The sequence below is a fragment of the Bacillus sp. OxB-1 genome, from assembly GCF_000829195.1.
GTDB lineage: Bacteria > Bacillota > Bacilli > Bacillales_A > Planococcaceae > Sporosarcina.
Map to the genome: position 1 here is coordinate 2,353,079 of NZ_AP013294.1, position 11,212 is coordinate 2,364,290.

Sequence of the window (11,212 nt, forward strand, 5' to 3'; positions counted from 1 at the left end):
AATAAAGGGATAGGAAAAAGGCCGGAGAGCATTCCGCATCTCCGACCTTTTGCTAGTTTGATCATGGAGTTGTCTCTGTTGTCGTGCCTTCATCAGGCGTGGCGTCCGGAGTCGTTGTAGCGCCTCCATCCGGCGTCGTTTCATTCACGTCCATGTCGATATTCGTATCGGTGCCGTCATCCACATCGGCTGGCGGGTTATCGACATTTACGTCGACGTCATCAGGATCGTTATCGTCCGCACAAGCGGCAAGCATGCTGACTGATAATATAGTGGCGGCTCCGAGTTTCAGCCATCTCTTATTTTCCGGTTTTGCTAGTTTCAATGAAATCTCCTCCAAAAGTAAAATGATTTTCAAGGTGCTACTTACTGGTTACCCCGGATTTCACCCTTTCAATCACTACACTTACATGACAGGAGTGTTTCAATTTAATCGGAACTAGAGACGATGCTCAGAATACTTGTTTGCATGGACATGTTGCGTGGCAGCTTCCATCATTTGTGGATCGACCGGTTTCTGGTAGGCTCTGATGGAGTCTTGGAGCTGTTCCTCTGTCCGTGCGCCGATCAGGGCGGTGGCCACGGTTTCGTCTTGCAGCGCGAATGCGATGGCGATCGCATGCAGATCGGCGCGGTCTGTAGACAAAGAGGCGATGGTCTGTTGCAAGCCCGCAGCATCATAGTCTAGGAACCCGTCCAGCTTCCGGGCTCTCGCCAATCCTTCATCCGTCAACAAGCCTTTTGCGAGCGTCCCGCGGGCAATGACGGAAGCGCCCCGGTCCCGGATCATCGGCAGCCATTCTTCCGGCCTGCGATCGAGCAGGCTATATTGCATCATGACCGAAACGGCCGAACTGCCATCGAGGAAGCGTTTGATGACGGTCGGGCGTATGGAAGAAATCCCATAGTGACGAATCAAGCCCTCTTTTTTCAAACTTTCAAACGCCTCGATCGTTTCCTCGGCATCGTCCTCCATCGTTCCGCCATGCAATTGATACAGATCGATATAGTCGGTACCGAGCCGCCGTAGACTGTCTTTCACCGCACTGACGATATGCCGTTTCGTCGGATTCCAAGACCAGCCGTTGCCGTCCGGGTTCAGCCGGTTTCCGACTTTCGTCGCCAGGATGATATCTTCCCGCCTGTTTTTCAGCGCATAGCCGACGAGTTCTTCATTTTTCCCGCCATCGTATAGATCGGCCGTGTCGAAAAAGGTAATGCCCGCATCGAGAGCGGCATCGATGATCCGTTTGGATTCCTGGAAGTCGTCAGGCAACGACATGCAGCCGAGCCCCAATTCCGAAACGGTCAACCCGCTCTGGCCCAATTCTCTTTGATTCACATAAATGCACCTCCCGTTTCCTCCATGGTACAATGTGCATATGGCAAATGAAAGAAGTTCGCAGTCGAAAGGATGAAGGATTTGGAGGCATATGAGGAAAAGACGGTAACGGGGGAGACGTTGTATGAAGGGAAGGTCATTTCGCTCCGGGTGGAAGAAGTGGAGTTGCCGGATGGCAAGCGGGCTACCCGAGAATTGGTCCGTCATCCGGGCGCGGTGGCGATCCTGGCAATCACTTCTGAAGGTAAGCTGGTGTTCGTCGAACAATACCGCAAGGCACTGGAGCGGTCGCTTATTGAAATCCCCGCAGGAAAAATCGACCCTGGGGAAGCCCCTGAAGTGACGGCTGTCCGTGAATTGGAGGAAGAGACGGGCTACGGTGCCCGTGAGTTCACTTTCATCCAGTCCTTTGCCACCTCTCCGGGATTTGCGGATGAGGTGATTCATCTTTACTTGGCGAGGGATTTGTATCCGATTGAAAATCCGGCAGCGGGGGATGAGGATGAATTTATCAATCTAATGGAAGTATCGCTTGCCGAAGCGGAGGAAATGATGGCCGACGGTGCCATCTTTGACGCCAAAACGGCATTCGCCGTCCTGTATGCAAAAAATCTATTGAATACATGACCTATTTTCGGCCGGACAAGCATATGTTGTACAAACTATGCGGAGGTGCAGGCCTATGGTCCGTTCATTGTCATTCATCCATTTGTTCGTCATACTAGCGGTCGGGTATATCGGAGGGGCGCTGTTGTTCCGCGAGGTATCTTCCGAGGCCGCGGAGAGATGGATCTCCTTTTACGATTTGCGGGTCGTCGGGGGGCAGGATGCGGGTGCGATCAGGCCGATTGGGGTTTTTGTGTTCTTTTATACACTGGCGTATATTTTTTCGAGAATCCGGCAAACCCGCCCCTTGGTTTTATTCACAGGGGCTTTGAAAAGTGTTTTTTTCGGGCTGGCGTCGTCCTATTTGCTCGGGTCGGGGATGAAGATGCTTGACTATACGGTGTGGTGGTTCCCGTTCCAGTTCATCTCCTGTTTCCTGTTCCTATTGTATTGCACGGTGCTTTGTCCTCCTTATTTTATGCGCCCGACGATCGGAAAAAGACGCAATCCGCGTGCTTTGCCGATCCTGCTCCTATTGTCCGCTGTCGTCCTGGCATCTGAAATGCTCGTCTTCTATTGGATTATCCGATAGGTCCGAAGAGGAGGTGGTTTCCTTTCGGTTGTCATACGGAAAGCCCTTTTGATATAATGAAGTCAGTTTGAGGGGGGCGTCGTATGGAGAGCCGGATCGATCGTATAAAGAAACAACTGCATGGGGCCAGCTATAAGTTGACGCCTCAGCGGGAAGCGACAGTGAGAGTGCTCCTGGAGTATGAGGAGGACCATCTTAGCGCGGAAGACGTTTTCCTGCTAGTGAAGGAGAAAGCGCCGGAGATCGGTCTTGCGACTGTGTATCGTACATTGGAATTGCTGACAGATCTTAAAATAGTCGATAAAATCAATTTCGGGGACGGGGTTTCCCGTTATGACCTTCGGCAAGAAGGGGCTGACCACTTCCATCACCACCTGATCTGCATCGAATGCGGAACAGTGGATGAAATCCAGGAAGACCTCCTGGGAGAAGTGGAAAAAGTCGTGGAAAGCCGTTTTGAATTTGCCGTAAAAGACCATTGGCTGACATTCCATGGCATCTGCAAAAGATGCCGGTCCGATAAGGATGAACAGGAAGATAAGGAAGAGTGAGGAAAAGGGATGGCGTGCGCTGTCCCTTTTGTCATTTGATGAAAGGGGGAAGGGGCATGAGTACATACTATAGAGCGGAACATCCCCGACTGCGATGAAAGACGCCCGCTTTGCACTGGAAGATTACATCCATTTCCTGCAGGTGGAACGTCAGCTTTCATCCAATACGATCAGCTCGTATCGACGGGATTTGACCGAGTACATCCAGTCGATGGAGGAAGCGGGACATCCGTCCATCAATAAGGTGGACCGTACGGCGATCATCGGCCATCTGCAACGGTTGAAAGCGGAAGGAAAGTCGGCGAGGACGATATCCCGGCATATTTCGTCGATCCGTTCCTTTCACCAATTCCTATTGCGGGATCAGGTGACGGACCAGGATCCGACGGTCCATCTTGAGTTGCCGAAGATTGAACAGAAGTTGCCGCGGGTCCTATCGATAGATGAGATCGACCGGCTGATCCAAGCGCCGGATGCTGCCACATTGCAAGGGAAACGGGATGTGGCGCTGTTGGAGTTATTATACGGAACCGGCATGCGGGTCAGCGAGCTGATCGGGCTCGATATGCAGGACATCCATTTATCGATGGGGTTTGTCCGTGTGTTCGGCAAGGGGGGGAAAGAGCGGATCATCCCGCTCGGCCGGAGTGCCATCCAGGCGGTGCAATGCTATGTGGAGGAAGTGCGTCCGCAATTCACGGAGAAGCAGAGGAATGTGGAGGCGTTATTCGTCAATATGCAAGGTTCGCGGCTGACCCGGCAAGGCTGTTGGAAGATTTTGAAGGGGCATGCCTTGAAAGCGGGTATACAAAAAGAACTGACGCCCCATATATTGCGGCATTCCTTCGCAACGCATCTCATCGAGAACGGGGCCGATCTGCGGGCGGTCCAGGAAATGCTCGGCCATGCGGATATTTCCACGACACAAATCTATACGCATGTCAGCAAATCCCGCTTGAAGGAAGTGTATGTGAAATTTCACCCGCGTGCATGACGCAATTGGGGTGCAATGAAAATGGGAGGGACAACAAATGGGTAAACATCGGTTTCAGCGGATCCATCTGATCGTGTTGGATTCAGTAGGCATCGGGGAAGCGCCCGACGCGCATCTTTTCGGCGATGAGGGGGCGCATACGCTAGGCCATATCGCAGAAGCGATGGGCGGATTGGATATGCCGAATATGGCGCAGCTCGGCCTGGGGAACATCGCGGACATCCAAGGGATTGCCCCCGAAGCGGATCCCCGCGGCTTTTACACGAAGATGCAGGAAGCTTCTGTCGGGAAAGACACGATGACCGGCCATTGGGAGATCATGGGGCTCCGGATCGACCAACCGTTCAAAGTGTATCCGGACGGGTTCCCGCCAGAGCTGATAGCAGAGCTGGAGCAGCGGACGGGCCGGAAAGTGATCGGCAATAAACCCGCAAGCGGGACCGCCATCATCGAGGAGCTCGGGCAAGAGCATATGGAAACGGGAGCGCTCATCGTCTATACGTCCGCCGATCCGGTCCTTCAGATCGCGGCGCACGAAGACATCATCCCGATCGAGGAACAGTACCGGATCTGTGAAATCGCCCGGGAATTGACATTGCAGCCTGAATTTTTGGTCGGGCGCGTCATCGCAAGGCCTTTTATCGGGGAACCGGGGCATTTCATCCGGACGACCAATCGCCATGACTATGCGTTGAAGCCGTTTGGGCGGATCGTCATGGAGGAGCTGGAAGATGCGGGCTACGATGTCATTGCAATCGGAAAGATTTCGGATATTTACAATGGCGCCGGGGTGACGGAAGCGGTGCGGACGGTCAGCAATATGGACGGTGTCGATAAATTGCTCGATGTCATGAAAAGAGATTTCAACGGCATCAGTTTCGTCAATTTGGTGGATTTCGATGCGTTGTTCGGCCACCGGCGCGATCCGGTCGGATATGGAAAGGCGCTGCAGGAATTCGATCGCCGGTTGCCTGAAATCGTCGCAGGGATGCGGAGCGGTGATCTGCTCATCATTACGGCGGATCACGGCAATGACCCGGTGCACGCCGGAACGGACCATACCCGGGAATACGTGCCGCTGCTCGTTTATTCGCCTTCGATTTCCAAGGGCGGTGCCTTGCCATTGCGGGAAACCTTCTCGGATATCGGCGCCACGATTGCGGAAAACTTCGGTGTGGAAATGCCGGAAAACGGGACCAGTTTTTTACGTTTGATTGAAGAAAAGGTGTGATGGATTTGGTCAGAATGGTGGATTTGATTGCGAAAAAGAGGGATGGGGCACCGCTTTCCGAGCAGGAGATCCGGTTTTTCATCGATGGCTATACAGCGGGGACGATTCCGGATTACCAGGCAAGCGCGTTGCTGATGGCGATTTATTTCAAGGGGATGACGGCCAAGGAGCAAGGGGATTTGACGAAAGCGATGGCGGAGTCCGGGGATCAGATCGACTTGAGTCCGATCGAGGGGATCAAAGTCGATAAGCATTCCACGGGCGGTGTGGGGGACACCACGAGCCTTATTTTGATTCCCCTGGTGGCGGCATGCGGTGTCCCGGTCGCGAAGATGAGCGGGCGGGGACTCGGCCATACCGGCGGGACGATCGATAAGCTGGAAGCCATCGCCGGGTTCCATACGGAGTTGACCGAGGCGCAGTTTGCCCGCCAAGTGAATGACATCCGGCTCGCTGTCATGGGGCAGAGCGGCAATTTGACTCCGGCGGATAAGAAGCTGTATGCGCTGCGCGATGTGACGGCGACAGTGGACAGCATCCCGTTGATCGCGAGCTCGATCATGAGCAAGAAGATCGCGGCGGGAGCGGATGCCATCGTCCTGGACGTGAAAACGGGAAACGGCGCTTTCATGAAGACGGAGGAAGACTCTGTCGCCTTGGCGGAAGCGATGGTTGCAATCGGCCATCAAACCGGCAGACAGACGATGGCGGTCATTTCGGATATGAGCCAGCCGCTCGGATTTGCGATCGGCAATGCGCTCGAAGTGGCGGAAGCGATTGAAACGCTGAGAGGGGAAGGGCCGGCGGACTTGACGGAATTATGCCTCGTCCTCGGCAGCCGGATGGTCGTGGCCGGCGGGAAGGCGGCCTCGATCGAGGAGGCGCGTGCCAAATTGGAGCAGGTGATGCGGGACGGTTCCGCTTTGGAACGGTTCGAAAGACTGATCGAGGCGCAAGGGGGAGACCCGGCAATTGTCGCGGATCCTGCGCTGTTGCCTTCCGCTGCCTATCAGATCGAAGTGCCTTCGCCCGCTTCCGGATTCGTTGTACATATGGATGCGGACAGCCTCGGAGTGGCCGCCATGCTGCTCGGTGCCGGCCGGGCGACAAAAGAGGATGCCATCGATCTGGCAGTCGGCGTCGTCTTGAAGAAAAAGATCGGGGATCCGGTGGAGCAAGGGGAACCCCTCGCCATCATCCATTCCAATAAACAGGATGTGGCTCCATCTATGACGATGATACAGCAGCACATCCAGATCGGTCCTTCGAAAGTGGAGGCCCCGCCATTGATCGGGAAACTGATTGGGGGATAGAGGTAAGCTTTGAATGAAATAAAAAAGGGAACGGGGGTATGTCACTACACCCGTTCCCTTTTTGGCACTCTATTTTTCAAGGCAATTATCATTAATTCGCAGTATAATCGCCGTCCACAAGAAGGGGTGTACCATAGTGAAGGAAAGACCGTCAAGTGCAGGGCTTTATCAACTAAAACCTCCCTTTTCTGACTAATCTGATTTCGTTCAATGAATTAACAGAGGACCATTTACTCAAAATCGTCAAGGCGATGCTCGACGATTTGGAAGAAGCGATTGAAAAAAGTGATATCACGATAATTGTGTCGGTGACAGTCACCGAATTTTTTATGTCATGTATCCTTTTCCCCTGTTCATTTCTATATAACTGATGAATCGACTGATCACAGACGAGGGGGAATCGAAATGGAAATGGATAGAGGTTGGTTGAAATTGCATCGGATATTGAAGGACAAGCCGATCTGGAAAACCTCGAGGCCGGAGCAGCAATCCGTCTTGATAACGTTGCTCATGATGGTGAATTACGAGGAAAAAGAATGGGAGTGGAAAGGGGAGAAGTATTTGGTAAAACCGGGGCAAGTTGTGACATCGCTCGCCAGTCTTGCGAAAGAATGCGGCGATCATGTATCCGTGCAGAACGTCCGGACGGCCTTGAAGCGATTTGAGAAATACGGATTTCTAACAAATGAATCCACAATGAGAAACCGGCTCATCACCATTACGAACTGGCAGTTTTATCAGCAAAATGGCAGCGGTCCGGCAAAGGGACTAACAAAGAGCGAACAAAGTCCTCGCAAAGAGCTAACAACTACTAAAGAAAGCAAGAAAGAAAAGAAAGCAAGAAGAAATGATTTCCTGCCGAACCGGCAAGTGACGGAATTCAAATTGGATCTGACGAAGGGGGAATCGTGGTGATTGCAGAAAGAGCGGTCCTTGGCTCGATGCTGAAAGAGAATTATTTGATCGACGATTCGGGTTTGGCTGTCTCCCAGTTTACAAATCCGGTCCACAAAATGATTTTCCAAACAATGAAGGAGCTGTCGGCAAACGGGAAATCCGTCGACTACATCACCTTGCTCATGTCCTGCAACCCGCAAGATGTCGGAGGGGCAAATTATGTACAAAGTTTGACGAACTTTGCGCAGATCGATAAATTCGACGACCATCTCGAAGTCATGCTCGACGTATGGAGGGAGCGCGAGAAGCAAAATGTGCTGCATATCGCGACGCAGGAAAATTGGTCGATTGACCGCATCATGAGCGAACTGGAGGCGCTGACCGGCAATCGGGCAAGCGACCATTCGTCGATTTCCGATTTGCTCGTCAGCGTCTACGATGACCCGTACATCAAAAAGGAGAGGGCGGAAGGCGCAACGACAGGGATCGATGCTTTGGATAATATGACAAACGGTTTCCAGGACGGCGAATTGACCATCGTCGCGGCACGGCCCAGCATGGGGAAGTCGGACATCATGCTCCATATCGCGAAGCATGCCGGATGGAAGAACCGCTTGCCGATCATCTTCTCGCTTGAAATGTCCGCTTCGAGCTTGCGGGACCGCCTGCTCGCCTCGACCGGAAGCTTCTCGAGAGCCCGAATGCGCGACCCCTATACGTTGTTGAATGAACCCCAAAAAGCCGCTTGGCCGAAAACGGTCGGCATCTTGGCGGAAACGAACATCCAATTCTTCGACCGCAGCAAACAGACCGTCGCGGAAATGCGGATGAAAGTGCGGAAGATGATCCACGAATACCCGCGCCTGAAGCCCGTCATCTTCATCGACTACTTGACGCTTATCCATTCCGAGGACAACAGCAGCAACATGCACCTGCAAATCTCGCAAATCACGAAGGACTTAAAAGCGATGGCGCGTGAATTCAATTGCCCGGTCATCACACTCGCCCAGCTAAGCCGTGCCGTCGAACAGCGGAACGACAAGCGGCCGCTCATGTCCGACCTGCGCGAATCCGGCTCGATCGAGGAAGATGCCGACGTCATCCTTTTCCTCTACCGCAACGCGTACTACACGAATGACGACACCGACAGCACGATGGAGCTGATCGTCTCGAAAAACAGGAACGGCCCGGTCGGAACAGCCGTTGCAGCGTACAACAAATATACGGGGGAGGTAGTGGGAGTCGGAACAAACCGTGAAGGGATTGCTTTATGATGCCGCCATCCATCATTTCGAGAGCTGAAACGGCGGGCGGTGAAGTTTCGACCTATCCTTCAATAAGGTATAATGAAGGGAAATGAATGAAGAGAGTGGGTGGGTTTAGTGGAACCAATTAGGATTGAAAATCATGAAGTGAAAAAGGCGATTCAATCCGGGCATCCTTATATTCAGGTAGATGCGAAAACGTATCTGTTGATGGAAGTGGAAGAAGTAAATGAGTATGTGCCTTATATAGTTACGGACCTCGAGGAGGAAAAGCGGCTAAGGGCGGCGCTGGATAAAACAAATCCAATTTTATCGGAAGACGAAATCAAAACAATGTTAGGAATGGATTCATGAAGGTAAGCTGGCGAAGATCGGCCATCGAATCATTGTTAGAATTGGATCAATGGCGGGAAGCGATAGAGTTACCGGGCATTGCACCTCTTCTAAAAAACACTATACAAACGTATTTCCAAGAACAAGATTTAGCTTTCTAAATTCCAGGCCGACCGGTTTACCTTCAACAAGAGCAAATTGATTTGCGAATGGTATTACTAGCAATTGGCAAGTCGGTCCGTATAAGGTTTTCTATCAGGTGAAAGACAAAACTATAGAAATATACTTGGTTCGGCATTCTAGGCAGAGGCGGGTGGAAGAATGCGTGAACTAGGAGTAGACGTTCATGATTACGAATAACATTCAGCATTGAAACACTTTTAAAGTTCGTAATGGGCTTTGAAGGTGTTTTTTGTTGCTTAGGAAATTATAAAATTTTGACCTGTGGATAACTGTTCGATAAAATGTTCGTATACTCGAAGGGACTGAGACGCGATGAGAGGGACTAGTGGAGTCATCAAAAGAATACTGAAAGACCATTTCGATGGGTTTTGGCAAATGCACTCTACCTTGTTTCCAGAAGCTTATCGAGAGGATATAAAAGAAACCGTCCTGAAAACAATCCGTTGTGGATCCTCGGATGTCGGATATGCGAGATATGAATGTCTGGGTTGTGAAGGGAATCCATCTCCTGTCATTGTCTGTTTCACATGCAAGAGCCGCTTTTGTAATAAGTGTGGAAAGAAATATACGGATGACTGGTCCACCAAACAGCAGGACTTAATCTTTAATGTGCCGCATCGCCACATGGTATTCACCATTCCCGAGGAACTTCGGAATATCTTTTTCCACGACCGCAAAAAATTGAATGAGTTGAGTAGACAGGTAGCCGGGGTCTTCCAATTCTATTATCGTCGTAAAAGCAGGAAGCGCAACCTACAAGCCGGGGTGATCACGGTCATCCATACGTTCGGAAGGGATCTGAAGTTCAATCCACATATACATGCCCTAGTGACGGAAGGGGCGATTGATAATCGGAATGAATGGTGTTCAAGTGATTTCATTCCCTATGAATTCTTACGGAAATCCTGGCAAAAGGTGCTACTCGATTTAATGAAGAAGTGGTTTCCCGATCACCCAAAGGCCCAGGAATTAATCAATGATTTATATAGGCGATATCCGAAAGGATTCTATGTGAACGCAGAACAGAAAATGAAGGATGCCAAAGGGGCAGCCAAATACATAGGCAGATACTTGGCGAGACCGGCCATCGCCGAATATCGCATTGTCGGATACGATGGGAAGGAAGTCGAGTTCTGGTATGAAGATCATAAAACAGGGAAACGGGTGGACGTGAAGCAGTCGGTCTATCGATTCCTGTTCAATATTTTACAGCACATCCCACCAAAACACTTCAGAATGGTGGGCCGTTTTGGGTTGTATAGCAGAAGATCGTATCAGAAGGCAAATCAAATTCTAAGCCTTTATGCCTTCATGCGGACAAAACAACTTTCCATGCTTTTGGAAAGAAGGAAAAAGAGAAAAACATATCGGGAACGGATGAGAGAGGCTTTTGATCAGGATCCGTTTATTTGCCCGTGTTGCCATCGGGAGATGGACTTGGTGGAGATTTGGCATGCTGATTATGGAATCCTGTATCATTATATGGAGGGCATGAAAATTATTAAAAGATGGGAGAAGTCGGAGGATGCCAACAGACGAAGAGCTGGATGAACTGAATCGGGCATTTTTACAATCATTAGAAGAGGATGACCCGTTCGGATTGAACGAAAAAATAAGTACGATTGAATTTAAGTGTCGGGATTGTCAGGAATTAGATGACGTTCCCGATTTTGTAGTGGCAGACTTTCAGGTCGACTTAAAACAGAACGAAGAAGTCGAGATTGAATGTCCTTTTTGTGGTGGGACCATGCATAGAGCGAAAAAAATCCCAAGTGAATCGATTTCACCTGGGACGGGGACAGAGGCGCTTTAGCGCTTTTGTTCTTGCAAATAAATACCAACATCATCACAGATTCCATTGAGGCCCCAAGCGTTCATTGATATGATAAGCATAGGACAAACTAT

General features: G+C 50.9%; 14 protein-coding genes. 12 read left to right on the forward strand and 2 right to left on the reverse strand.

The window, feature by feature from the left end:
* Window positions 1–61 precede the first annotated feature (61 nt).
* Window positions 62–325, reverse strand: a complete 264-nt coding sequence (locus OXB_RS11530) for a hypothetical protein (protein ID WP_144399690.1) — start codon at window positions 323–325, stop codon at window positions 62–64.
* 114 nt (window positions 326–439) lie between these two features.
* Window positions 440–1,342 (reverse strand): aldo/keto reductase, encoded by a 903-nt coding sequence (locus tag OXB_RS11535; protein ID WP_041074430.1) that lies wholly within the window; start codon window positions 1,340–1,342, stop codon window positions 440–442.
* A gap of 81 nt (window positions 1,343–1,423) precedes the next feature.
* Between OXB_RS11535 and OXB_RS11540 the strand changes: the two genes are divergently transcribed.
* From OXB_RS11540 to OXB_RS11590, 12 genes are all read left to right on the forward strand, one after another.
* Window positions 1,424–1,969 carry an NUDIX domain-containing protein gene (locus OXB_RS11540; RefSeq protein ID WP_041076673.1) on the forward strand — a complete coding sequence of 182 codons (546 nt, stop codon included), beginning with the start codon at window positions 1,424–1,426 and terminating at the stop codon, window positions 1,967–1,969.
* A gap of 55 nt (window positions 1,970–2,024) precedes the next feature.
* Window positions 2,025–2,540, forward strand: coding sequence for a hypothetical protein (locus OXB_RS11545; RefSeq protein WP_041074432.1), 516 nt, complete (start codon window positions 2,025–2,027; stop codon window positions 2,538–2,540).
* Window positions 2,541–2,623: 83 nt separating this feature from the next.
* Entirely contained in the window at window positions 2,624–3,091 is a 468-nt protein-coding gene (fur, locus tag OXB_RS11550) for a ferric iron uptake transcriptional regulator (protein ID WP_041074434.1), read from the forward strand.
* 94 nt (window positions 3,092–3,185) lie between these two features.
* Window positions 3,186–4,085, forward strand: coding sequence for a site-specific tyrosine recombinase XerD (xerD, locus tag OXB_RS11555; RefSeq protein WP_041074436.1), 900 nt, complete (start codon window positions 3,186–3,188; stop codon window positions 4,083–4,085).
* A gap of 37 nt (window positions 4,086–4,122) precedes the next feature.
* Complete coding sequence (gene deoB / locus OXB_RS11560) at window positions 4,123–5,316, forward strand: phosphopentomutase (RefSeq protein WP_041074439.1); 1,194 nt, start codon at window positions 4,123–4,125, stop codon at window positions 5,314–5,316.
* A 14-nt stretch (window positions 5,317–5,330) separates the two neighbouring features.
* Entirely contained in the window at window positions 5,331–6,629 is a 1,299-nt protein-coding gene (locus OXB_RS11565) for a pyrimidine-nucleoside phosphorylase (RefSeq protein WP_084212556.1), read from the forward strand.
* Between the two features lie 405 nt (window positions 6,630–7,034).
* The gene (locus OXB_RS11570) at window positions 7,035–7,544 is read left to right on the forward strand and encodes a hypothetical protein (protein ID WP_052483995.1); all 510 of its coding nucleotides are present in this window, start codon (window positions 7,035–7,037) and stop codon (window positions 7,542–7,544) included.
* Window positions 7,541–8,800, forward strand: coding sequence for a replicative DNA helicase (locus tag OXB_RS11575; RefSeq protein ID WP_144399691.1), 1,260 nt, complete (start codon window positions 7,541–7,543; stop codon window positions 8,798–8,800). The genes OXB_RS11570 and OXB_RS11575 overlap by 4 nt, the downstream gene beginning before the upstream one ends.
* A gap of 108 nt (window positions 8,801–8,908) precedes the next feature.
* Window positions 8,909–9,145, forward strand: coding sequence for a hypothetical protein (locus OXB_RS11580; protein ID WP_144399692.1), 237 nt, complete (start codon window positions 8,909–8,911; stop codon window positions 9,143–9,145).
* Window positions 9,142–9,285, forward strand: a complete 144-nt coding sequence (locus tag OXB_RS18880; RefSeq protein WP_158333693.1) for a hypothetical protein — start codon at window positions 9,142–9,144, stop codon at window positions 9,283–9,285. Before OXB_RS11580 ends, OXB_RS18880 begins: the two co-directional genes overlap by 4 nt.
* Window positions 9,286–9,619: 334 nt before the next feature.
* Window positions 9,620–10,858: an IS91 family transposase gene (locus OXB_RS11585; RefSeq protein WP_084212371.1), complete on the forward strand. Its 1,239-nt coding sequence runs from the start codon at window positions 9,620–9,622 to the stop codon at window positions 10,856–10,858.
* Complete coding sequence (locus OXB_RS11590) at window positions 10,833–11,120, forward strand: zinc ribbon domain-containing protein (RefSeq protein ID WP_052483843.1); 288 nt, start codon at window positions 10,833–10,835, stop codon at window positions 11,118–11,120. The genes OXB_RS11585 and OXB_RS11590 overlap by 26 nt, the downstream gene beginning before the upstream one ends.
* Window positions 11,121–11,212: the final 92 nt, after the last annotated feature.

Coding starts and splice junctions, on each gene's coding strand:
- OXB_RS11565 (WP_084212556.1), top strand. CDS start 5,331: ATGGTGGATTTGATTGCGAAAAAGAGGGATGGGGCACCGCTTTCCGAG.
- OXB_RS18880 (WP_158333693.1), top strand. CDS start 9,142: ATGAAGGTAAGCTGGCGAAGATCGGCCATCGAATCATTGTTAGAATTG.
- fur (WP_041074434.1), top strand. CDS start 2,624: ATGGAGAGCCGGATCGATCGTATAAAGAAACAACTGCATGGGGCCAGC.
- OXB_RS11545 (WP_041074432.1), top strand. CDS start 2,025: ATGGTCCGTTCATTGTCATTCATCCATTTGTTCGTCATACTAGCGGTC.
- OXB_RS11590 (WP_052483843.1), top strand. CDS start 10,833: ATGCCAACAGACGAAGAGCTGGATGAACTGAATCGGGCATTTTTACAA.
- xerD (WP_041074436.1), top strand. CDS start 3,186: ATGAAAGACGCCCGCTTTGCACTGGAAGATTACATCCATTTCCTGCAG.
- deoB (WP_041074439.1), top strand. CDS start 4,123: ATGGGTAAACATCGGTTTCAGCGGATCCATCTGATCGTGTTGGATTCA.
- OXB_RS11570 (WP_052483995.1), top strand. CDS start 7,035: ATGGAAATGGATAGAGGTTGGTTGAAATTGCATCGGATATTGAAGGAC.
- OXB_RS11585 (WP_084212371.1), top strand. CDS start 9,620: ATGAGAGGGACTAGTGGAGTCATCAAAAGAATACTGAAAGACCATTTC.